Raw genomic sequence first — 24,243 nt, forward strand, 5'->3', positions numbered from 1 at the left:
TTTACTAAACTTTGACTATTATCTTTCAATCAATTTTCTTGATAATTGGCTATAACTGTCACAATTTTGACTATTATCCTCCTCAGATTGACTAATATGAATTGAAGTTTGACTAATAACCATCTATTAGGACTATTATCTTCAATAAAATAACAGGCTTTCTAGAACGTTATACATTCTAGAAAGCCTTTTTACTATGCATTCGCTAAAAACGCCTTGACGATATGATTTCCGCTTGGTGTACCGATTGACTCAGGATGGAATTGTACGCCATAGATAGGTAGCTGTTTATGTTGAATAGCCATAATTTCTCCATCATCTTTTGACGTTGCAATTACCTCAAAGTCTTTACTTAATGTCGTAGGTTCAATGACTAATGAATGATAACGCATCACTTCTACATCATTAAAACACTCTTTGAACAATCCCTTTCGTTCATAGTTTAATAGCGACGTTTTTCCATGCATGATGCGGTTTGCTTGCACAATCTCACCGCCAAATGCGGCACCGATAATTTGATGCCCTAAACAAACACCAAGGATTGGAAACTCCGTGTACAGTTCTTTTACAAGATTGACCGTTTGAGGAATATCATCAGGTCTTCCAGGTCCTGGCGATAATACAATCGCTTCAGGTTGCATATCACGAATTTCGTCAATCGTGATGTCATCGTAGCGAATAACCTTCACTTCTTTTCCGAGCGAGGCAATTTGTTGATATAAATTGTATGTGAATGAATCGTAATGATCAATTAGTAATATCATCGCTCTACCTCCAACAAAGCCTTCATTTTATTCAGTGTCTCTTCATATTCAGATTGCGGAATGGAATCATACACGATTCCTGCCCCAGCTTGCACATATGCTTTTTCGTCTTTTACGATCATCGTACGTATCGCAATTGCCAAGTCTAAATTGCCATTGATTGAAATATAACCAATTGCCCCTGCGTAAACCCCTCTTTTTTGTTGTTCCAGTTCATTGATAATTTGCATGGCGCGAATTTTCGGAGCTCCGGAAACCGTTCCAGCAGGCAAGCAACTAGTAATGACATCCACTACATGAACATCATCTCTTTTTTCACCGATTACTTCGGAAACAATATGCATTACATATTTATACTTTTCTATTTTCATATATTTTGAAACGTTCACTGTACCGACCTTCGAAACCCTCCCCAAATCGTTTCGACCTAAATCAACGAGCATGCGATGTTCCGCAAGTTCTTTCTCATCACTTAGAAGAAGTTCCTCTAATTTTCGATCATCTTCCTTTGTTTTTCCACGAGGTTTCGTTCCAGCAATCGGATTCGTCTTAATGAATCCATCGGTGATTTTTACTAAACTTTCTGGGGAAGTACCCAAAATTGTATAATCATCAAACTCTAAATAGAACATGTATGGTGATGGATTCGAAGTACGCAGACTGCGGTATAAAGAAAAAGGATTTCCTTTAAAATCTGACGAAAAACGTTGAGATAATACAACTTGAAAAATGTCACCACATTCAATATATTTTTTTGCTTTTTCTACCATTTTCACAAATGTTTCTTGGTCAATGGATGGACGAAATTCAACTGCACTTTTTTCTACTTCAATAAGCGTAGTACCATTTTTCAATTGTTCTTCAATCTGATGGATGTATTCATCCATTTCCTCTCTTGTTTTACCTTCTTGGAATAAATCAATGGCCACGATCGATACTTTTTGTAGTAAATGATCGATGACAATAAAACGATTATAAAACAGAAGATGCACATCTGGCATATTCAACTCATCTGATAAGACAGGTCCGATGTTTTCAGAATAAAAAGCCGTATCATAGCTAAAATAACCAATTGCTCCTCCAAAGAAGGAAAAAGGGAGTGGTTCATTGGAAATAGGGATTATATCTCTCAACTTTTGAAAGACCGAACCTTCCCTCTTTTCCTCCTCCCCTTCTTTCCTAAACAAGTAACTCTCTTTATTGCCAATTAATTCTGCAATCGGATCATAGGCAATAAAGGAATATCTTCCGCTTTCCTCATGTTTCGCAGCAGATTCAAATAATACTTTATTTTTTCCTGAGACACTAAGGAAAACAGAAATAGGGGTCATCATATCTCCCTGTAAAGTTTTCATTACATAATTTACTGTCATCTCTACCTTCTCCTCTCAACTCAACTAACTAAGCTATCAAAATAAAAAAACTCCCCTAAAATTAAAGGACGGGGAGCCGTGGTACCACCTTTATTGACATAAGAAGACTTATGTCCACTCAAAGTTTGTAACGTAAACGATACGCTAGCACCTACTAAACTTTCAATGCTAGAGCTAGAAAACCCATTCGTATTATGTCTTGCACTAGCTCGCACCAACCGCTAGCTCTCTTAGCCAATCCATAATACTACTCTTTTTCATCATCGCTTCCGTATTTGGTTGAAATAATTTTATTATAAATTTTTTCATTATTCAATAAAAACCCTTTTGAAAAGGTTAGAATACTACATTAACGGTTTAAATCTAAGTAAAGGCCTTTTTTCAAATAGAGGATATATTCTGCCATATTCGTTGCCAAATCCGCACACCGCTCAATAAATCGACATACAAAAGATAAATACGTGATTTGCGAAACACTTTCAGGGCTAATGGCAGAAAGTTTCATTAAATGTGCAATCATATTACCATACATTTCATCGATTTGATCATCCATTTCAGCAATTTCTTTTGCATTTTGGACATTTTCTTCCACAAATGCATTAACGACTTGCCGAAGCATCGATATCGTTTTATAGCACATATCTTCCATTAACTCTACTGACGTAATAAACTGTTTCTCCCCAATGCGAATGGCTTCCTTTGATATGTTCACTGCATAATCTCCAACCCGTTCCATATCTGAAGCAGCTTTTAATAAAACGATAAGACGACGAAGATCTGTTGCAACAATTGGTTGTTGTTTGGTCAGAAGGAGCACTACTTTATTATGAATCTCTTCTTCCATCTTGTTCATTTCCACATCTTCTTCTATTATTCGTTTTGCTAATTCCATATCTTTTTCAATAAATGCTTGAAACGATAATTCAAATTGATGAATACTTTTATCGCACAAAGTTAAAAATGCTTGTTGCACAGATTCCAATTCTTTGTCCAATCTTTCTCGAATACTCACACACCCATCACTCCTATTAGCCGAAACGCCCTGAAATATAATCTTCTGTACGCTGATCACGTGGTGTTGAGAATATTCGATCTGTGATGTCAAATTCCACTACTTCTCCATTTAAGAAAAAGACTGTTTTGTCTGAAATCCGGGCCGCTTGTTGCATATTGTGTGTCACAATAATAATGGAGTAATTCTTTTTTAAGTCCTGAATGAGGTCCTCAACTTTTAATGTAGAAATTGGATCAAGGGCAGATGTTGGTTCGTCCATTAAAATGACATCTGGTTCTATCGCTAGACACCGTGCAATACAAATACGTTGTTGTTGTCCTCCTGATAAACCATAAGCATTGTGATGAAGACGATCTTTCACTTCATCCCAAATCGCTGCACCTCTCAATGACCTTTCTACAATTTCATCTAGTATTTTTTTATTTTTAATGCCATGAATTCTCGGACCATAAGCAACGTTATCATATATGGATTTCGGAAAAGGGTTTGGCTTTTGAAACACCATCCCAACTTTTGTACGCAATTCCTCTACTGCATAATCAGCAGCAAAAATATTGCGACCACGGTATAAAATTTCTCCGTTTATTTTCACTGATGGAACAAGTTCCACCATGCGGTTCAACGCTTTAATAAAAGTTGATTTTCCGCATCCTGAAGGCCCGATGATGGCAGTCACTTCATTTTCTTGAACGTTAAATTGAATATCTTTTAACGCATGGTGCTCACCATACCAAAGATTAAAATTGTTCGCATAGAAAACGGATGCTTTACTGTTTGTCTGGAAATTTTCATTCACTTTGAACTGCTTTTCAACAACACGCAAAGGTTTCAGTTCATTGTTAATCATTGTTTGTACCACTTTCACCCATCCTTAATATCGTTTTTGGAATTTATTTCGAATCAACACGGCAATCGAATTCATCAGCACAAGGACAATCATCAACACAATAATTCCCGCTGCAGCAACATATTGAAATGCTTCTTGCGGGCGTTTTGCCCAATCGTAAATTTGCATCGGCAAAGCTGTAAATTCACTAAGCAAACCCGTAGGCAAGAAATGGATAATCACAGGGATTCCGATTACAACTAATGGCGCTGTTTCTCCAATTGCACGAGATAAAGCTAAAATGCTACCCGTCAAGATTCCCGGTATGGCAGATGGCAATACAACTCGAGTAATCGTTTGCCATTTTGTTGCGCCCATACCATATGAAGCTTCCCGCTGTTCTTTTGGTACAGCACGGATCGCTTCTTGTGCAGCTACAATAATGACAGGTAAAATTAATAAACTCATCGTTAATCCAGCAGCTAGAATACTTTTTCCTAAACCAAACATGCGGACAAAAATGGTTAATCCTAATAAACCAAAGACAATTGATGGTACACCAGCTAAGTTGGATATATTTGTTCGAATAAAATCATTAAATCTATTATTCTTTGCATACTCTTCCAAATATATTGCTGTTGCCACCCCAAGTATGATGGAAGTTGGAGCTACAACGAGCATCATACAAATCGAACCAATTAATGCCGCTTTTACTCCAGCTTTTTCAGGAAAACGCGAACCGAAATTGTTAAAGAAATCCCAATTTATGTATCCCGCTCCTTGACATATTATTCTTACAATTAATACAACGAGGGTTAACAATGCAAAAGAAGTAGCAAGGAAGAATATCATTTTCCAAATTTTATTTTTTCTTAATCGAGACTGCATACGCTTCATGACGACGGTATCGTCAATGTATTTCGTCATATCAATATTCCTCCCTGAAGCGTTTCGAAATATATTGAGCTACTAAGTTCATCAATAAAGTGAATATAAACAACGTAAATCCAACGGCATACATAGAATAGTAAATTGTTGTGCCGTAACCTGCATCACCAGAAGATACTTGTACGATATAGGCTGTCATCGTTTGAATTGAACCCGTGATATTGAAATCAAAAGTTGGGGTTGCACCGCCGGCGAGGGAGACAATCATCGTTTCACCGATAGCCCGAGAAATGCCCAATACAATGGATGCAACGATGCCGGATAACGCTGCAGGAAGTACAACTTTTAACGAAACTTCGAGCTTTGTAGCACCCAGCGCGAGAGCTCCTTCTCGAATAGCATTTGGTACAGAATTCATGGCATCTTCCGATAAAGAGATAATGCTAGGTAAAATCATGATTCCCACTACGATCCCTGGACTAAGAGCATTAAATAATTTCAGCGACGGTATCAAAGTTTGTAATATCGGTGTGACAAACGTCAGAGCAAAAAAACCATAGACAATGGTCGGTACACCTGCTAATACTTCCAAAATCGGTTTCATGATTTTTCGAGTTTTGTCAGAAGCATATTCACTTAAATAAATTGCTACTGACAAACCTATCGGAACAGCTACACCTATTGCAATCAGCGTCACTTTGAATGTTCCTAATATGAGTGGTAAAACACCAAAGGATGGACTGCCACTTGAAAATGGATACCATTCTGTTCCAAATAAAAACTCGACAATTGATACTCTCCTAAAAAACTCAAAGGTCTCGAAAATTAATGTAAAGACAATGCCTAATGTGGTAACAACAGAAATCAGTGCTGCTAATAGGAGTAAAATAGGCATTATTTTTTCAATGATTTTTTTGCCCTTTTTATTTCGAGATTTCTCAATCAATTGTTGGATTGATTGCTCTTTCTCAATGCTTTGAGCCATTTCATAATCTCCCTTCTAACCCTGCAAAGTGTGTGGGTGAAAGCCCCCCACACACTAACAATCTAAAGGATTATTTAAATTGTTCTAACGTTTTCAGCTCTTCTCTATACTTATCATCAGGTAAACGCACATATCCAACAGCTTCAGCCATGTCTCCAGCGTTTTCTAAAGTGAATTTCATAAAATCGTAAAATGATTCATTCTCAATGATTTTTTTATTGTTTACGAATACAAATAACGGACGAGAGAGCGGCGTGTATTCCCCGTTTTCAATTGTTTCATTTGATGGTTCTATACCGTTCACGCGTACCGCTTTTAATTTATCTTGATTTTCCAAATAGTAAGCATAGCCAAAGAATCCGATCGCGTTTTTATCAGAAGCAACGCCTTGAACAATTACGTTATCATCTTCAGACAATTGAGCTGATCGAACTAAATCTTCACCTTCCAAAATCACTTCGTCGAAATAGTCAAAGGTACCTGAATCTGTTCCTGGTGCATAGTAGACAATTTCTTCATCTGGCCAAGATGGATCAAGATCAGACCATTTTTTCACTTTTCCGTCTTCAATCCAAATTTCTTTTAATTGTTCAATTGTTAAATCCGTAGCCCAATCGTTATCTGAATTAATTACGACAGTGATACCGTCATAAGCAATTTCAAATCTTGTATATTCAATACCCGCATCTTTTAAAGCTTGAGCTTCTTCTTCTTTAATTTCTCGTGAAGCATTTGAGAAATCCGTTTCGCCGGCGATGAATTTTTCAAATCCTCCACCAGTTCCAGATACCCCAACAGATACTTGTACATTTGGTTCAACAGCAGCATATTCTTCTACAAGTGCTTCAACAATAGGGGCAACAGTTGAAGAACCATCACCTGTTACAGAGCCTGCTAATTGTGCTTCTCCATTTTCTGCTTGTTGTGGTATATTTCCAGCATTTGTGCCAGCTTCATTTTTTTCTCCGCCACATGCTCCAAGTAGTAATGCAGAACTTACCATTGCAGTCATCGTTAAGAACTTCCACTTTTTCATCTGAAATTTCCTCCATCGTTTAATAGTTTAATTTTCACTACATTTCCCACTATAAAATTCATATATTGATCTTGTTTAAAGGAATTGTTAAGAGATTGTAAATTTGCACTACTTTTGGATGCAGAAAATGTTAAGATTGCAATTTAAAAGAAAGAGGAATTTTTACTAAAAACAGAAACAAAAAAACATCATTCTCTGTAAGAAAATGATGTTTCCATATCGAAAATAAAAAGAGGCGTCCAAAAATGGATGCCTCATCATATTTAAGTTCGTTTATAATTATAATTTAACAACGTTAGCAGCTTGAGGTCCGCGGTTGCCTTCAACCACTTCGAATTCCACTTTTTGACCTTCATCAAGAGTTTTGAAACCTTCACCTTGAATAGCTGAGAAGTGTACGAATACGTCGTTTTCGCCTTCAACTTCGATGAATCCAAAACCTTTTTCTGAGTTAAACCATTTTACTGTACCTTGTTTCATTGAAAAAAACCTCCAAAAAAATAAAAATATTTTTACAATATGGAATTGTTTTTATTACCAGAATAAAAAAAATTCACATATTACGAAGAGTACCGACAAAAACACCGATCACTCTTTGTAATATGTGAATCACTTGTTTCCGGCCTTACAATTCAATTGTATTTATATTATACCACCATATTACAAAATGTCAAACGATTTTTATACAGATTTGAAATCGTTCTCGAATGGATCGGGATATATTTTGTTACTATTATTGATTATATTCAAGTTGTTGCACAATTATACCATGAAAAATTTGTAATTCATCATCACAAGCTTCACAATAAGTTTTTTCATCTTCCGACCAAAAGGCAAAATACTTTCCTTCCCTGCTCTCCTCATGGTCAAATTTTTTTCTAAACACATTAAGAGTTTCTTTTATTGCAACTTCAAATTGTTCTTTAGTATCAAAAACTTCTTCTGACACAATATGTGATTCCCAACCTTCAAATTGCCACCAAGGTTCAAAGTCTGCCTTCATATAAATAATTTTATACACGTTGAAAAACCCCATTCTTTTCATAATAAAAAATATGTTAAAATATCTATAACTTGGTAATTTTTGAATCGAAAGGAAGGACTTAAGTATGGTTTTAACATTTAAACCAAGAGTTCATTTAAACGATTTATTAGAACGTGGAACTGATATAGAAGCATCAGGACGTTTTTTAAAAACCTTACAATATAATCATTTTACAAAAAAGGATCAGCAAAATTTACAAGAATTATTTAAAAAAATTGTAAACTTCACTCCAACAATGAGCAATATTTTTCAACGCTATTTAAAAGAAATTTCACCGAAAGGCGAAAATCCTATTCCAGAAGAAAAAATAGAAAAATATTTGCAACAATTTTTTCTTAATGAACGAAATGATGAGTATGTACAAAATGCGATAAAATTTTTTCACTTATTCAGAATACATAATTTTGAAACTGGAAAATTAATCGTATTATTTAATCAATTCTCCTTTTACATTAGTACTCACATTTTACATAACTTTGGTATGAAACCTCATAAAGCATTGGAATATTTGCGCTCATTAAACGCTGCAATGAATGTAGAGCAAGAGTTATTGGTAGAAGTATTAACAGAAAGAATGATCGAAAATGTCATTACAGAAATTTCTTCGCTAATTGAATCCAATACGAAAATCATCTACATGAAAGATTTAATTCAACGCGTTGATCAACAAACAACGGAAATTCAAAATTCCACCGCAGCAATCGAACAAGTTTCCGCTTCGATTGGAGAAGTTGCCCGTGCTTCATCGCAAATATCTGAGAAAACGACGGATTCAGTAAGCAATGTTATCGACGGAAAAAATACAATTGAAAAAGCGTTAAATGATATTTTTCAAACGGATAATACGTTCCAACAAATTGTTAAATCATTCCATCAATTACAAAACTATGTGAACGAAATTGATAGTATCGTCACAATAATAAACGAAATTGCAGACCAAACAAATTTACTAGCACTTAACGCTTCTATTGAGGCAGCTCGTGCTGGTGAACATGGGAAAGGTTTCTCTGTTGTGGCACAAGAAGTACGAAAATTAGCTGAAGGAACAGTGAACGCATTAAATGAAGTATCACAAAATGTCGATGCATTTAAACAATATTCAAATATGGTTTCCGATTCCATTGCAGATGCTTCACAGAAGATTAAAGAAGCTACTTCAGAGGCAAAACAGTCGTTACCATTATTAAACTCAATTGTACATGCAATTGAAAGTATTAAACATGATGTTGCCAGCACTGCTTCCATTACTGAAGAACAAGCTGCTGCCGTTGATGAAATTACTAAACGTATGTCTGAAATGGCCAATCTTCAAGAACAAATTCATAGCTTAGGTAAACAAACGTCTGAAAGTATATTTGCACTAAGTAAAGAAATGATGCGTTTCCGAAATGACATTATCAATAATAACCCTGTTCACTTATCCAGTACCGCCCTTTTACAATTATCAAAAACTGATCATCTATTATGGAAATGGCGGGTATATAACATGATTTTAGGAGTTGAAGAATTATCACCAGAAGAAGTTTCCTCCCACCAAGATTGCCGTTTAGGAAAATGGTATTATGCAAATGACACCCAAGCTAAATTTAAACATGTAGAATCTTTCAAAGAATTAGAGTACGTTCATAAGCAAGTTCATATTGCTGCAAAAAATGCAATTTTGGAATTAAGTAGAGGAAATCGACAACAAGCAGAAATCCATTTGCAAGAAATCGAAAAAGCTTCTGAAAAAGTCATTCACTATTTAAATGATTTAATTCATATGTTGAAAACCCACGGCTAAATGAAAATTTAATTGATTGTAGGTGGAGTGATGGCAAAGAGGGCGCACATTATAATCAATGTCGCTGGAAAAAGATTTGGCAACCGATTTTTCATTCAACAGAAGGCGTTAGAATTAGGATTAAAAGGGAATTTTCGTATAAATGAAAACGATCAGCTTGAAATCGATGTGGAAGGGAAAAATCAATCTATTGATGAATTTTTGCATTTTATTCAAAAAGGTGAAAATCTAAAATCAAGTTTGTCAATCAAAACTTTTGATGATTTACAAGGTTATGAAAAATTGAATTTTGAATTGATGTAATTGGACGTTTTTTAAACGTCCAATTTTTTGTATTTCCCCCATTCCTTCTCTTTAAAAATATGTGAAAAAAGTAGTATCATTTAAATAGAGAAATGATAAATTCAAATAAGTTTTTGAAACTTTTATTCCCCACCGAACGTATTTATACTAAGAAAACGAGGAGGTACGCATATGCTGGGGGTAAGCAACTTCATCATACGACATTTACTCAATTTTTTCTTTAGTTTTACAGTTTTTATCATATTAGTTGTTCAATTAAATATCAGTTTTCTGAATGGATTAATCATACCGATTGCATCCATTCTAACTTATATAGTTAGTAATTATATCATTAAATCTGTTCAAAAATATAAAAAGACGAAAGCACTCGGCTTTACCCGTTCAGAATATAATCATATTGAATCCCAATTAAAACAAGCAAAAAGCCACATAAATTTATTAACACAGCAATATATTCGAGTGCGTTCCATTCGTTCTTTTAAATTACTAAATGAAATGACAAAGTTGTCTAGAAGAATAGTCAATATCGTTCAAACAAATCCGCAAAAATTTTACACAGTTGAAGATTTCTTCTATTCTCACCTGCCTTCAGCTGTGCAATTGAGCAAAAATTACGCAACGTTAGTACAACAGCAAATTAAAGATGCTGATGTGCATATCGCTCTTGAAGAGGCTCGAAAAGCGATGAAAAAATTACAAAGTTCGATGGAAGATGACTTAAAAGCTGCTCTTGCATCTGATTTAGAAAATTTAAAATTGGAGTTGGATTATGTCAAACTCGAGCATGAAAAAAAACAAAAGCAAATAGAATTTGGGAGGGAAAATCAATGATGGAGAAAAAGAGCTCAGAAGGTTTTGAACTGTTCCCAAACGAGAGCTCTTTTTCTATTGTGGAGAGTAAAGTATTCCCTACCCTTACTGAAGAAGAGCAGTCAAAAGCATTATATTTAGCAAGCGAGCTAGATAGTACTTGCTATGAAGCCATTGTTCGTTTTGGTGAAGAAGTTCAAAAATCCCTAAAACATTTTACCCATCAATTATTAGTTCAAGTACAAAGAAACGATACTTCACCAATTCGAGAGATTTTATCGACCTTAATTGAACAGTTGGATTCAATGAATCTCGATCAATTCAACATTCAAGATAAAGGATTTTTAAGAAAACTATTTAAACGAAAAACTTCCATTCAACAAATCGTTTCCCAATACAATCGCTTAAGTAAGCAAATCGACCGTCTAACGATTCATTTAAAACGAGCTCAAGAGAATTTATTGACGGATAACAATATGTTAAATAAGTTATATGAAAAAAATGAAGAATATTTTCAAGAAATCAATTTGTACATTGCTGCTTTGGAAATGAAAAGACTTGACCTTCAAAAGCAGTTGCAAATGGTGGAAAAGGATTATAACGATATGGACAACCCCATGATGAGGCAAAAGTTACTCGATATGAAAAATGCGGCGGAATGGCTAGATCGAAGAATGTATGATTTACAAATATCGCGGGAAATAGCTATTCAAACAGCTCCCCAAATTCGCATGATTCAATCAACCAATGAAATGCTCATTGAAAAAATTCAGTCATCTATATTATCAACAATCCCTTTATGGCAATCTCAAATTTCCATGCTCGTCAACCTCAATCGCCAACATCGTGCAAATGCGACAAGTCATCATTTAATGAATACTTCAGAGAAGTTAGCGATGAAAAGCGCTGAAATGACGAGCATTACCGAAAGTCATGTAGAACTGGATCATTTGAAAGAAACGCAAATACAGCTTATCGAATCAATCGAAGAAACATTGCAAATTCAAGCCGACCGGAACGAAAAACAACAATTGATTGAACAAACCATCCATGAAATAGATGGCAAGTAAAATAGCACGAGTGATACAAAACACTCGTGCTTATTATTTATTCGAAGTACTCTTTATAATACCCGCCTACTTTTCCAGTATTATCAACTATAAAAATAAATTCTTCTGTTTCATTTTTCACTTCATATTCTTTCCCAACAGTTAACACGTTAGATACTAAATATTTTTTCGCATTTGTATTCACACATTTTACTGTACGAATAGTAGGTGCGTCCTTCCATTTTAAGTGTAGCATTATCATACCCTCTCTCTTCATTAAACTATCGTTTACAATTATATCATCTAATTGCCAAGTACATACATGAAAGTTTTCAAAACCATCTCTCATGAACTTCTTGTCCAGTTAACACATTTCATTTTAACAAATACTGATGGATTTTGTCGTCCATTAGGTAATTTCGATTTACTTAATTTATCGTATGCTTATTTATGATTCTTTATTAATAAAAATATGGTTTAAATCTGTTGTAGTAGAATTTTAGATAAATCCATTTCTTGAGCACTAGCAACTTTTCTTCCCTTTCCTTTTAAAAAATATTCGCCAACCATCACCAGTAAGCCTTATTGAAACTTTTCCAAACATAAGTACAGTTGTCACGGTACATTTCTGTGCAATTTACATATAATAATGAAAACGTTATTTTCCATTCTGGTTGATAAATTTGTTGTTATTTGCAAAGACTATCAAGTGAACCATCCCTGTGATTTCTCAACATACGCTGATGAAATAGGTGATCGTGATGTTAAACTACTTAGATGTTGGGACAGGTGAAGAAATAGTCTTTATTCATGGATTAGGAAACCGCATACAAGCTTGGGCTCCCCAATTGGAACTGACTACACAATATCGATTAATTATCATCGAATTAAGAGGACATGGTGACTCTCCAGAAAAGGAAAATATCAATGTCGAATTTTTTGCAAAAGACATAATTGAAGTATTAGATTATTTAAATATCGAAAAAGCACATTTTGTTGGTTTATCACTCGGTGGAATCGTTGCACTAGAAATATGTAAGCGTTTTAAAAAGCGTGTAAAATCACTCATTTTATGTAATACAACTTACTATATTCCTACTTTGCTTGGGAATATTACTCTTGAAAAAACAAAACGATTTTTAAAAAAATCGTCACTCGAACAACTGAATGAACGGCTCATCAAAAAATGTTTATACAATCCTGAAGAACAAAAGGTTTATGAATTAGCAAAGAATGCTTTTCACATTCGAGAAGATACGTATTTAAAATCAGTTCAATCAGCTTTTGGAAGAAACTATTTTTATGATTTGTTGACCATTAATGTGCCAACACTGATTATTGGTTCACTAGAAGATAAAGTTGTACCTATTCAAAATGCCTATCTGATGCATTACATGATTAAGTCTTCCAATTTAATTATTTTTGAAAATACAGGACATTTGTCGAATATCGAGCGACCAGAACTATTCAATTTAGCCATTGCTCAACATATCAAACAATTTCAAAATAAAGTAAGTTAAAAAGGGGGCGTCTAACAAGTCATTTTGAGACACCCCCTTTGCGGCTGTCGCTATCGCTTTCGCCGCAGATAAATTGCGACGAGGAGGCGCGTTTGATGTGACCACCGCAGGAGAAAAGTTTTCAAGAGAATATAACTATTAAGAAATAAGGCTGTTCAGAAAGTGATTGACTTTCTGGACAGCCCCGTTCCATCTTATTTATTTAATGTTCGTCTTAAGAACTCTTTTGTTCTTTCGTGTATTGGGTTGACTAGTACTTGTTCAGGAGGCCCTTCTTCAACAATGACCCCTTTATCCATAAATACGACTCGATCTGAAACTTCTTTTGCAAATTCCATTTCATGGGTAACAATTAACATCGTATTTCCGGCCTTCGCAAGGTCTCGCATAACCTTTAGTACTTCCCCTACCATTTCTGGGTCAAGGGCAGAAGTCGGTTCATCAAATAGCATCACGTCTGGATCCATTGCTAAAGCTCTTGCAATTGCAACCCTCTGTTTTTGTCCACCTGAAAGTTGTCGAGGTCGCGCATTCTTATAGCGATCCATTCCAACAATCGTTAAATATTTCATCGCATTGTTTATGGCTTCCTCTTTTGAACGTTTCAATACTTTTACTTGTCCGACTATACAATTCCCTAATACATCCAAGTTATTAAATAAGTTAAACTGCTGGAATACCATACCTAAGTGCGTACGATATTTTTCTTTATTGTAACCTTCCGTTAAAATATTTTCTCCATTAAAAATAATTTCACCGCCTGTAGGAGTTTCCAGCAAGTTAATGCAACGCAATAATGTGGATTTTCCTGATCCTGAAGCTCCAATTAACGTTACAACTTCCCCTTTTCTTACTTGGAAATTGACATCTTTCAATACTTCATGATTGCCGAATGTTTTATTTAAATGTTTGATATCAATGACCACTGTCATAGCATTACTCACCATCCTTTATCGGCTTGTTTCCTGTCACAAGCTCCACTCGGTACGAATCAGGTCCATCCATTTTCTTCTCAAACCAAAGAAGAATACGAGTTACAGTGAATGTCATAATGAAGTACAATACGCAGGCAATTAAGAATGCTTCTGCATAACGATATGTACTACCCGCAACAGAGTTCGTTGTAAAGAATAATTCAACTACACTAATGACACTTAGTACAGAAGAGTCCTTTATATTCATAACGAGCTGGTTACCAGTCGCTGGTAAAATATTTCGAGCTACTTGAGGAAGGATAATATAGAACATTGTTTGAAAATGATTCATACCAATCGCTTCACTGGCCTCGTATTGTCCTTTATCGATTGAAACAATTCCACCTCGCACATACTCTGCCATATAAGCACCTGTATTTAAGCTGATAACAATTAAACCAGCAACAAAGCGATTTAATTGAATATCAATGGCATAGAGTCCGTAGAACACAACCATCGCTTGTACCATCATTGGAGTGCCACGGAATAGTTCAACATAGCAAGTTAGTATAAAATTAATAGTTTTTAATGCATATGTTTTAAAGGATTTTTTTTGCAATGGAATCGTGTGCATAACCCCGATGAAAAATCCGATAATCGCACCAAAAATCGTACCTAATATCGCAAGAATTAATGCAATCCATGCTCCTCGCAAAAACAAATCCCAGTTATTCTGAAAAATATTCCAAACTGTTTCTAAGAAAGACATAAAGAAATCCCCTTATTGTTTTTTTGTTCGCACTTAGAAGAATTAAAGTTAAGCACAGTAAATAACTTTACAGGGAAGGAAAATGGAAAAAGGTTGTCTTATAGAGAATCTCAAGACAACCTTTCACCACACTATTGTTGTGATGGTTGATTTTTAATAGCTTCTTCCATGATTTGATGACGTTCATCTTCCGTAATACCAGCTAAAATTTCGTTAATTTTATCTTTTAAGTCCGAACCTTTTTTCAAGCCAACAGCGATTGCTGTATCAGATTCATCAGCCTCAAATCCGTCTTCTGGAACAATGTAAGTAAATCCTTCAATTGCTGCCTCAGCAGACATCCCTTCTGGACGTTCTGAAATATAAGCATCAATTGCACCAGAAGATAATTGGATTCGCATTTGGCCAAAATCTGTAGCTGGTACTTGTTTATTAACGCCAGTCATTTGATCGATTACTTTGTAGTGAGTAGTACCTTGTTGTGCTGTTACTTTAGCCCCTTCAAAATCATGAATCGATTTTGCATTTGCATATGGACCATCTTTTTTCACAACAATTACGAAATCACTCGTATAATAGTTGTCTGTAAAATCGATTACTTCCATGCGTTCAGGAGTAGGTGACATACCCGCAATAACTGCATCAATTGCACCAGATTGTAATGATGGAATTAAACCATCCCAGTCAGTTTTTACAATTTGAAGCTCCATCCCTAATCCTTCAGCAATACGTTTTGCGATTTGAACATCGTAACCGTTTGCAAACTCTTTAGAATCTGCAATAGGAACTGCTCCATTTGAGTCATCTTTTTGAGACCAGTTAAATGGTGCATAAGCAGCTTCCATACCTACTCTTAATACACTTTTTGACTCGGATGAAGATTCTGAATCTTTTTGTGATTCTCCACCTGTTGATTCTTTGTTTCCTGAACCACAAGCTGCAAGAACGAGAACCGTCATCATGGTTATGAAAAGTAGCAATAATTTCTTTTTCATCTTAATTCCCCCTGTCTCTGTTTAGCTTAGCTTCACAAATAAAAAGCGACCTAAGAAGAACTTAAGGTCGCATCAATTTGTTAGACTAATACCTCTAGTTCCACTTTGGAATAGCACACCTTACATATAAACATGTAAGACAGTGTTACAGTTATTCACTGTAACCCCAGCATAGTTATCTGAGCAAATAACTACACTTCGGCGATATTTCCTTCTTTCCCACTTCTTCACTCGCTCAAGCTCCATGAGAAACTAATAAATACCGCGCCTCTACCCTACCAAGTGAGGCTAGAATATTCAATTGTTAAGAGAAGCATAACCTAAATGGTGTTTACTTGTCAATAACAAATAGGAAAAGTTTAATAGTACCAAATATACTCCCCAAAAATAGTTGGGGAGTATATTATACATTTTCTTATGAATTTAGAAGTAAATCTTCAGGATTTTCGATTAATTCTTTAACTGTTTTTAAGAATCCAACTGAATCTTTACCATCAATGATTCGATGATCGTATGAAAGTGCCACATACATCATTGGACGAATTTCAACTTGGCCGTTTACAGCTACTGGACGGTTTACAATTGAGTGCATACCAAGGATACCTGCTTGCGTACCATTGATAATCGGTGTTGAAGCTAATGAACCAAAGATACCGCCATTTGTAATTGTAAATGTTCCGCCTTGTAAATCAGAAATTGCTAATTTCTTTTCACGTGCTTTTTGAGCAAGTTCTGCAATTTCTCTTTCAATTTCAGCGAAGTTTTTGCGATCTGCATCACGTACAACTGGAACTACTAAACCTTCTTCTGTAGATACCGCAATACCGATATCATAAATGTTAAATTTATGAATTTCATCGCCAACAATTTGTGCATTTACATAAGGGTATTTTTTCAATGCAGCAACTACTGCTTTTGTGAAGAATGACATGAATCCAAGTTTAATACCATTCTCATTCACAAATTGCTCTTGCTTACGTTTACGTAATTCCATTACATTTGTCATGTCAATTTCGTTGAATGTTGTTAACATTGCCGTATTTTGTTTAACTTCAAGAAGACGTTTTGCAATTGTTTGACGTCGACGGCTCATTCTTTCAACTGTAACGCGAGATTCATCTACAGTTACAGCAGGTGCTACAGGTTGTGCTGCTTGCACTGGTTGTGCTGGTTTAGCAGCATGAGCAGCAACATCTTGTACACGAACTCGGCCTTGTGGGTCTACTGGTGAAATTGCTGCTAAATCAATGCCTTTTTCACGAGCAAGTTTACGTGCAGCTGGTGAAGCTACTACGCGCTCATTAGATGTTTCCTCAACAACCGGTGCAGCTTGTGCTGGTTGTGCTTGAGGAGCTTGTGGTTGTTCCTCTTTAACCGCTTCTTTTGCAGGTTCTGCTTGAGGTGCTGGAGTAGGTTCAGCTCCACCTTCAACAGGCTCAACGATCGCAATTGTTTGGCCAACTAATACTGTATCGCCTTCTTCAGCTAAAATTTGAGTTAATACTCCTGCTTCTTCAGAAATAATTTCTGCATTTACTTTATCTGTTTCTAATTCAACAATGAATTCGCCTTTCTCAACGCGATCTCCAACTTTTTTCACCCATTGTGCAATTGTACCTTCCGTAATCGATTCTGCTAATTCAGGGACTTTAATTTCAGCCACTTTTTATATCCTCCTTTAATTCTCAACACTGTTAAATCTTAACGTAAATTATGCAAGATTACAAATCTGCTAAAGCGTCGTTAATTACTTTAGCTTGAGCAACTTTATGTGAGTCCATGTCACCTTCTGAAGTAGAAGACATTTCTGGACGTCCAACATAACGTACTTTTTTGCCTTCAGCTAATTCAAATAAGTATTCTAAGGCAAATTTCCAAGGACCTTGGTTTCTAGGTTCCTCTTGTACCCAAACAATTTCTTTCGCGTTAGGGTATCTCGCAATGATTTCAGAAAGTTTTTCCATCGGGAATGGATATAATTGTTCAATGCGAAGGATGTGAAGTTTTTCGAATCCTTCACCGTCTTTAATTGCTTCTGCTAAGTCAATTGTCACTTTACCAGAAGCTAAAATAATGCGTTCCACTTTTTTAGGATTTTGTCCGAGTCCTGGTTGTTCAATGACTTCCTCGAATTTTCCTTCAGATAATTGCTCTAATGTAGCTGCAGCTAATGGATGACGCAATAATGATTTTGGTGTTGCAACTACTAATGGACGCACTCCTTCAGTTCCAAGCATTTTCGCTTGTCGACGTAATAAGTGGAAGTAGTTTCCGGCATTTGAACAGTTTGCAACAATCCAGTTATTTTCAGCACATAATTGCAAGTAACGTTCAATGCGTGCTGCAGAGTGTTCTGGACCCTGTCCTTCCATACCATTTGGTAATAAAAGAACTAATCCAGATTTAAGTCCCCATTTAGAACGAGCAGCTGTAATGAAGTTATCAAACATTACTTGAGCCATATTTGCGAAGTCCCCGAATTGTGCTTCCCAAATTGTTAATGCTTTCTCATTTTCCAGGTTATAACCATATTCATAACCCACGATTGCCGCTTCTGTTAATGGAGAATTGAATACACTAAAGGAAGCTTTAGCTCCTGAAATATTGTGTAATGGCGTCCATTCAGAACCGTTATTTTTATCATGTAGTACTAAATGACGTTGCGAGAAAGTACCACGTTGAGCATCTTGCCCAGTCAGACGAATTGGGTTTCCTTCACGTAAAATTGATGCAAACGCTAATGTTTCTGCATGACCCCAGTCAATTTTACCTGTTTCTAGCGCTTCAACACGTCTTTTTAGAATTCTTGCCAATTTGTTTTGAGGCTCAAAGTTTTCAGGCCATGCTAACAGTTCTTCGTTAATTTGTTTTAATTCCTCAGCAGAAACACCTGTTTCTAATTGTGGATAAGGTTGTTTCACCTCTTCAGGAATTTCCACTTCGAGATGATGACCCTTTTCTTCGCCTACTGCTTTAACATGATCGTAACTTTTTTGCATTTCGCCATAAATTTCTTGGTTTAGCTGTTCTACGAATTCTTTTGTTACAATACCTTCATTTACAACTCGTTCACCATAAAGTTCACGAACTGTAGGATGTTTATCAACAATTAAGTATGTTTTTGGATTTGTTACAGTCGGATCATCAGTTTCATTGTGTCCAAATCTGCGGTAACCAATTAAGTCAATTAAAATATCTTTACCGAACATTTGACGATATTCAAAAGCAAATTTTGCTACTTGAATTACTGCTTCAGGATCATCTGCATTCACGTGCACTATAGGAATACCGTACCCTTTTGCTACGTCTGATGAATAGTGTGTTGAGCGAGAATCGTAATATTCTGTTGTAAATCCAATCATGTTATTGGAGATGATGTGGATGGATCCGCCAGTAGAGAATCCTTTTGTTCCAGCATAGTTAAATGTTTCTTGTACGATTCCTTCACCGCTAAATGCTGCATCTCCATGAACAAGAACCGCTAGTGCTTTTGATGTATCTTGCACTGGTTCTCCAGGATTAGATGTATCTTCTTGTGCTGCTCTCGTTGAACCAGTTACAACAGGGCTAACTACTTCTAAGTGTGAAGGGTTATATGCAAGTTTTACCGTTAATCCAGATGGTTTGTGATAAGTTGCACCCATGTGATATTTCACATCACCAGTCCAACCTTTTGTAATTTCAATTGAACCATCTTCAGGGAAGAAGTAATCGTTTGGAACGTGTGCGAAATCTGCAAACATCATAGCGTATGGCTTGTTTACGATGTGTGTTAATACATTTAAACGTCCGCGGTGTGCCATACCGATTTGTAAAAATTTCATTTGATCTTTTTCTGCGGATTTTACGATTTCATCAATTAAAACTACTAATGTATCTAAACCTTCAATAGAGAATCTTTTTTGACCAACGAATGTTTTATGAATGAATTTTTCAAAGTTTTCAACGCGAGTAAGTTTTTCTAATACGGCTTTTTTCTCATCTGCAGATAGTTTTTGTTTGAAGAATCCTGATTCAATTTTTGATTGAATCCAATTTCTTTCGGATTGATCTTCTACATGTGCATATTCGAATCCGATTTTTTCAGTGTAAAGTGAACGTAAATAATCAATCGCTTGTTTACCGTTGGAAACGTTTGCAGGGACATTATTTAAGAATAGTGAAGCAGGTAATTCAGCTAAATCTGCATCCGTTAATCCGTATGCTTGAGGCTCAATTTTTGAAAAATCTAATGGACGGTCTTTCAGTGGGTATACGTCCGCTCCATAATGCCCAAAAGCTCGTATTGCATCTGCTAATTTTACAGCTGCCAATACTTTGTTAAAATCTCCTGTTTGAGCCACTTGCGCACCACTTGAAGTTTCTTCTAGTACTGGAGCACCAAATTGTTGGAATAATGAAGCCAATTCCGAATCAACTTCGTCAGGGTTTTGTAAGAACAGTTCATATTGTTCCATTACATACCCTAAGTTCGGTCCAGAAAATACTGACCAAGGAGATCCAGTTGTAATTACATTGTTCGACATGAGAAAAACCTCCAAATTTTGCTAATAGCAATTACATTTTAAATAGAAAGTATAAAAATCATTCTTCTATTAATATAAATTTATATAACAATTTGAGAAGAACCTTTTTTCCATTTCAATCTTACTACTCTTCATAAAAAATACAACTATTTTTCACAAATTTAGATGAAATTTTTTGAATGGAATTAAAAAAATGTTTTAAGTAGGTAAACGTAATGTAAAAGTTGTGCCCTTTCCTACTGAACTCGATACATCCATTTCAACTTGATACTTGTTTGCCAACATTTTTGAGATGCTTAAACCTAGTCCAGTTCCACCTCCATTACTCCGCGAACGATCCACGCGATAAAATCGATCGAATATAAAAGGTAAATGTTCTCTTGAAATGCCGATACCATTATCTTGTATCGTCATAAAAATATTTTCTGTAAAATAATGAACATGTATTTGGATAATGGGTATATTTTCGTTATATCGAATTCCATTTTCGATAATGTTTCTTACAATTTGTGCAAACGCATTCTCTGATATTTGTGCCATCCTTTTTTCGCCATCGAACACCACATTCATTTTAGCATTTGAATAAACAACTTCAAGTTCTTCAATTACGGTATTTAAAACTTTTTCTATATCACAGGAAGCTTCTTCTTTTCCTTCATTTCGAGCCAAACTTAATAATTCCTCAATCATTTTCTTCATGCGTTGAACTTCATCTATTGCCAAATCCAGCGATTCTTCCAACACTTGTGGATCATCCTTACCCCATCGCTTAATTAAAGACAGGTGTCCTTCAATCGCTTGAATGGGTGTGCGAAGTTCATGAGATGCATCTGAAACAAATTGTTGTTGCCGCATAAAAGTTACTTCCAATTCATTCATCATGGAGCGATAAATTTTTAGTAAATCACCAATCTCATCATCATGATGATAAGTAAAATGAATATTTTCTTGAAAACCTTTTTCTTTTACTCGAGTCATGGAATTCCGCAAATCTTTTAATGGCTTCATTATTATATGAACCAAATAATGACTCATAGTTACTGCAATGAACAATGCACCGATTCCTGCTATTATCAAAACCGTCAACACATAACGCATCATGGAGTGAAACGTGTCAAGCGGGTGTATTAATTGAATAATTCCTTGAAAAAATCCGATTTGAACTAAACGATTCACAACAATGACTTCTTTATGATCTAGCGATAGTTTCTCAACGACAGTTTTCTGTATTTCATCAATCGGATAATTGATGTTTGCACTAGGCGAGTAATCATTAATCCTCAAAACTTCATAACCATCCATATTATATAGACGAACCGTTTGATTTTGATGAACAATTGACTTCAATAACCCTGTATTGTCTTTCAATTCATTGATTGAAATCGATTGGCCTTGGGTATGAAAAAAATCCGTTAAATCATCAACAGTTCGGACTGCATTTAATTCCTCTTGATGGATGAGCCAAGTATAGAGTGCAAAATAGATGATGATACAAATCGTCGCATAACTAAAAAATATGACTAGTGAAGTAGATAACGTCCATTTTTGTTTTAATGTTAGTTGGAACATTGATTGTTTAATTTTTTTCATTCTCTCACCACATACCCAACGCCACGAATTGTTTCAATATACGGTTCTTTTTCTGTCTGTAATTTTGAGCGTAGATGGCGAATATAAACATCTATTACGTTTGTTTCCACTTCCATATTATGTCCCCATACTTTATCTAATATTAACTCTCGAGTACATACTCGGTTTTTGTTTTCACACAACAATTTCAATAAATCATACTCAGTTTTGGTTAAATCTAATTTTTTCCCTTCAAACATTACTTTATAGGATGCGGTATCAATTTCAAGGTCTCTTACTTTAATGACTTTTCGTTGTTGTTCACCCCAATTGGCTCTTCTTAAAACAGAGCGAATTCGAGCTAATAATTCTTCAATCGCAAAAGGCTTAACAATGTAATCATCCGCACCGGCATCCAATCCTGATACTCTGTCCGTAACCGCATCACGAGCCGTTAATAAAATAATCGGCACAGCGGAATTTGCACGAATTCGCCGACAAACTTCAACACCATTGAGACTAGGTAACATCACATCAAGCAATATGCAGTCGAAAGGTTCATTTAGCGCTTTTTGTAAGCCTTCTCTGCCATCACTGCATGTTGTCACATCAAAATGTTCATGAATAAGTTCCAATTCAATAAATCGGGCTATACTTTTTTCATCTTCCACTAACAATATTTTTTTCATTTTAATCACCTTTCAAAAAGGTATAAATTTATAAAAAATGGTTATATTACCAAATACAAGACACCCCTAACACTTTTTTCACAAAGAATATATCCTTAAACTTTGAAAGCCACAATTTAAGTTTACCTTAAATTGTGGCTCTTTTTTAATGAATTGGATCGAATTTTCCTCATAATCTGTAATCGCCCTACGATTGAAAAAGTTATTTCATCCTTGTAACTTTTTTCCCTAATCTGCATATTTTACGTTTATGCCCTATATCGATACAAATTTCGATAAATTTACCTAGTTTTAGAGTTATTCAATCTAGGTATTATATAAATAAAACATCTATAGTTTTCAATTTTGAGAGATGTTATGCTAAATGAATCTATTTTAACCATTAACAATTTCATTTATTGAAACATCGATGGTTTTTTTATAAAATATTTCTTATTACGTTCACAAACTTTACACAGAAAATACTGGTTTTTTTCAAACAAAATCTTGTAAGAACGATTATATTTATTATAAGATATACTGGTCAAAATTTTTTTAGAATATTAGAACGGGAAAACTATGGATGCATGTCTATAGTTTATAACGTCTAAACTTTTAGGTTTTTGGTGTCGTTGCTCTTCGTGTTATTGGAAATTTTTTGCAACTATCCTAAAAAGGAGGCGTTTACATGCTGAAACATCGAGATTTATTAGAAACTAATGAATTGTATCAATTACTCATACACCCGTCGGTTTTCCCGTATGTTCGTCATAAAGCGACGAGCCCAGAGGAATATCTATTTATGACTAAACAAATTATTGAAGAAGAGGCTTTAGGCAAAACGATATCAAGAACGATTCTTGATGAATGGGGTCAACCCATTGGAACAATAAGTTTGTATGATATTGAAGATGGCGCTGGATTTTTAGGCACTTGGATTGGCGCCCCATTCCAAGGAAAAGGATACAATCAGATAGCAAAAAAAGAATTCTTATCCGAAATATTTTTCAAATATAATTTCCATACCGTTTTTTTAAGAATTCGGAAAGAAAATGAAAAATCGAAACGTGCCTCCTTAAAGTTGCAATATGTAATTTCCGCTAATGAATTACATCCAACTTTATATGAGGAAATTAATGCTGGCGAAGCAAAATATGATTTATATAAAATTCCAAAAGATTTATTTTATTTAGTAACGGCTCATGAGCAAGAAGACACGGAAGAACAAGTAATTTAATAAATGAAATCAACACCAAATCTCAAAAAGGAGATTTGGTGTTTTTAGTGCGCCTGGCATGGGTGTAATCTATAGGGTGTAAGTCCCGAACTGTGAAGGCAGAAGTAACAGTTAGCTTAACGCAAGGGTGTCCGTGGTGACGCGGAATCTGAAGGAAGCGAGCGGCAA

At 35.3% G+C, this 24,243-nt stretch carries 23 protein-coding genes, 1 riboswitch and 1 other annotated feature; of the genes, 6 read left to right on the forward strand and 17 right to left on the reverse strand.

The window, feature by feature from the left end:
* Positions 1–194: 194 nt before the first annotated feature.
* The 9 genes from HF990_RS06525 to HF990_RS06565 form a co-directional block, all read right to left on the reverse strand.
* Positions 195–764 (reverse strand): anthranilate synthase component II, encoded by a 570-nt coding sequence (locus tag HF990_RS06525; protein WP_016839233.1) that lies wholly within the window; start codon positions 762–764, stop codon positions 195–197.
* Positions 761–2,137 (reverse strand): anthranilate synthase component I, encoded by a 1,377-nt coding sequence (gene trpE, locus HF990_RS06530; protein WP_016839232.1) that lies wholly within the window; start codon positions 2,135–2,137, stop codon positions 761–763. The genes HF990_RS06525 and trpE overlap by 4 nt, the downstream gene beginning before the upstream one ends.
* 61 nt (positions 2,138–2,198) lie before the next feature.
* Positions 2,199–2,410 (reverse strand) — a binding site (T-box leader).
* 76 nt (positions 2,411–2,486) lie between these two features.
* Positions 2,487–3,149 (reverse strand): phosphate signaling complex protein PhoU, encoded by a 663-nt coding sequence (gene phoU / locus HF990_RS06535; RefSeq protein ID WP_168412240.1) that lies wholly within the window; start codon positions 3,147–3,149, stop codon positions 2,487–2,489.
* A 16-nt stretch (positions 3,150–3,165) separates the two neighbouring features.
* The gene (pstB, locus tag HF990_RS06540) at positions 3,166–4,011 is read right to left on the reverse strand and encodes a phosphate ABC transporter ATP-binding protein PstB (RefSeq protein ID WP_409373610.1); all 846 of its coding nucleotides are present in this window, start codon (positions 4,009–4,011) and stop codon (positions 3,166–3,168) included.
* Between the two features lie 12 nt (positions 4,012–4,023).
* Entirely contained in the window at positions 4,024–4,905 is an 882-nt protein-coding gene (gene pstA / locus HF990_RS06545; RefSeq protein WP_016839228.1) for a phosphate ABC transporter permease PstA, read from the reverse strand.
* 1 nt (position 4,906) lies between these two features.
* On the reverse strand, positions 4,907–5,851 hold the full coding sequence (pstC, locus tag HF990_RS06550; protein ID WP_016839227.1) for a phosphate ABC transporter permease subunit PstC: 945 nt from the start codon (positions 5,849–5,851) through the stop codon (positions 4,907–4,909).
* Positions 5,852–5,921: 70 nt separating this feature from the next.
* Positions 5,922–6,887: a PstS family phosphate ABC transporter substrate-binding protein gene (locus HF990_RS06555; protein ID WP_016839226.1), complete on the reverse strand. Its 966-nt coding sequence runs from the start codon at positions 6,885–6,887 to the stop codon at positions 5,922–5,924.
* A 279-nt stretch (positions 6,888–7,166) separates the two neighbouring features.
* The gene (locus HF990_RS06560) at positions 7,167–7,367 is read right to left on the reverse strand and encodes a cold-shock protein (RefSeq protein ID WP_016839225.1); all 201 of its coding nucleotides are present in this window, start codon (positions 7,365–7,367) and stop codon (positions 7,167–7,169) included.
* A 253-nt stretch (positions 7,368–7,620) separates the two neighbouring features.
* Positions 7,621–7,908 carry a DUF1033 family protein gene (locus tag HF990_RS06565; protein WP_016839224.1) on the reverse strand — a complete coding sequence of 96 codons (288 nt, stop codon included), beginning with the start codon at positions 7,906–7,908 and terminating at the stop codon, positions 7,621–7,623.
* 88 nt (positions 7,909–7,996) lie between these two features.
* On the opposite strand from HF990_RS06565, the gene HF990_RS06570 reads away from it, so the two are divergent.
* The 4 genes from HF990_RS06570 to HF990_RS06585 all read left to right on the forward strand — a co-directional run bounded on the left by HF990_RS06570 (position 7,997) and on the right by HF990_RS06585 (position 11,898).
* A complete protein-coding gene (locus tag HF990_RS06570) occupies positions 7,997–9,715 on the forward strand; it encodes a globin-coupled sensor protein (protein ID WP_168412241.1) in 1,719 nt (572 codons plus the stop codon).
* A gap of 30 nt (positions 9,716–9,745) precedes the next feature.
* On the forward strand, positions 9,746–10,018 hold the full coding sequence (locus HF990_RS06575; RefSeq protein WP_210730766.1) for an acylphosphatase: 273 nt from the start codon (positions 9,746–9,748) through the stop codon (positions 10,016–10,018).
* 171 nt (positions 10,019–10,189) lie between these two features.
* Positions 10,190–10,849: a 5-bromo-4-chloroindolyl phosphate hydrolysis family protein gene (locus tag HF990_RS06580; protein WP_016839217.1), complete on the forward strand. Its 660-nt coding sequence runs from the start codon at positions 10,190–10,192 to the stop codon at positions 10,847–10,849.
* A complete protein-coding gene (locus HF990_RS06585; RefSeq protein ID WP_016839214.1) occupies positions 10,846–11,898 on the forward strand; it encodes a toxic anion resistance protein in 1,053 nt (350 codons plus the stop codon). The genes HF990_RS06580 and HF990_RS06585 overlap by 4 nt, the downstream gene beginning before the upstream one ends.
* Positions 11,899–11,935: 37 nt before the next feature.
* Here HF990_RS06585 and HF990_RS06590 read toward each other — a convergent pair whose 3' ends face one another.
* On the reverse strand, positions 11,936–12,133 hold the full coding sequence (locus HF990_RS06590) for a DUF6501 family protein (RefSeq protein WP_016839213.1): 198 nt from the start codon (positions 12,131–12,133) through the stop codon (positions 11,936–11,938).
* Between the two features lie 505 nt (positions 12,134–12,638).
* Here HF990_RS06590 and HF990_RS06595 point away from each other — a divergent pair.
* Positions 12,639–13,397 carry an alpha/beta fold hydrolase gene (locus HF990_RS06595; RefSeq protein WP_016839212.1) on the forward strand — a complete coding sequence of 253 codons (759 nt, stop codon included), beginning with the start codon at positions 12,639–12,641 and terminating at the stop codon, positions 13,395–13,397.
* Between the two features lie 194 nt (positions 13,398–13,591).
* Here HF990_RS06595 and HF990_RS06600 read toward each other — a convergent pair whose 3' ends face one another.
* The 7 genes from HF990_RS06600 to HF990_RS06630 form a co-directional block, all read right to left on the reverse strand.
* Entirely contained in the window at positions 13,592–14,329 is a 738-nt protein-coding gene (locus HF990_RS06600) for an amino acid ABC transporter ATP-binding protein (protein ID WP_016839211.1), read from the reverse strand.
* Positions 14,330–14,333: 4 nt separating this feature from the next.
* Entirely contained in the window at positions 14,334–15,080 is a 747-nt protein-coding gene (locus tag HF990_RS06605; protein WP_016839210.1) for an amino acid ABC transporter permease, read from the reverse strand.
* A 131-nt stretch (positions 15,081–15,211) separates the two neighbouring features.
* Positions 15,212–16,075 carry a transporter substrate-binding domain-containing protein gene (locus tag HF990_RS06610; RefSeq protein ID WP_016839209.1) on the reverse strand — a complete coding sequence of 288 codons (864 nt, stop codon included), beginning with the start codon at positions 16,073–16,075 and terminating at the stop codon, positions 15,212–15,214.
* A gap of 103 nt (positions 16,076–16,178) precedes the next feature.
* Positions 16,179–16,356, reverse strand: a riboswitch (Lysine riboswitch).
* Positions 16,357–16,490: 134 nt separating this feature from the next.
* Positions 16,491–17,738 (reverse strand): 2-oxoglutarate dehydrogenase complex dihydrolipoyllysine-residue succinyltransferase, encoded by a 1,248-nt coding sequence (gene odhB, locus HF990_RS06615; RefSeq protein ID WP_016839208.1) that lies wholly within the window; start codon positions 17,736–17,738, stop codon positions 16,491–16,493.
* A gap of 58 nt (positions 17,739–17,796) precedes the next feature.
* Positions 17,797–20,601: a 2-oxoglutarate dehydrogenase E1 component gene (locus HF990_RS06620; protein WP_096550933.1), complete on the reverse strand. Its 2,805-nt coding sequence runs from the start codon at positions 20,599–20,601 to the stop codon at positions 17,797–17,799.
* Between the two features lie 198 nt (positions 20,602–20,799).
* On the reverse strand, positions 20,800–22,191 hold the full coding sequence (locus HF990_RS06625) for a HAMP domain-containing sensor histidine kinase (protein WP_016839206.1): 1,392 nt from the start codon (positions 22,189–22,191) through the stop codon (positions 20,800–20,802).
* Entirely contained in the window at positions 22,188–22,859 is a 672-nt protein-coding gene (locus HF990_RS06630) for a response regulator transcription factor (protein ID WP_168412243.1), read from the reverse strand. The genes HF990_RS06625 and HF990_RS06630 overlap by 4 nt, the downstream gene beginning before the upstream one ends.
* A 667-nt stretch (positions 22,860–23,526) precedes the next feature.
* Here HF990_RS06630 and HF990_RS06635 point away from each other — a divergent pair.
* Positions 23,527–24,075, forward strand: coding sequence for a GNAT family N-acetyltransferase (locus HF990_RS06635; RefSeq protein ID WP_016839204.1), 549 nt, complete (start codon positions 23,527–23,529; stop codon positions 24,073–24,075).
* The last annotated feature ends 168 nt before the right edge of the window (positions 24,076–24,243 follow it).

Origin of the sequence: Ureibacillus thermosphaericus (assembly GCF_012396605.1) — a bacterium.
Classification (GTDB): Bacteria; Bacillota; Bacilli; order Bacillales_A; family Planococcaceae; genus Ureibacillus; species Ureibacillus thermosphaericus.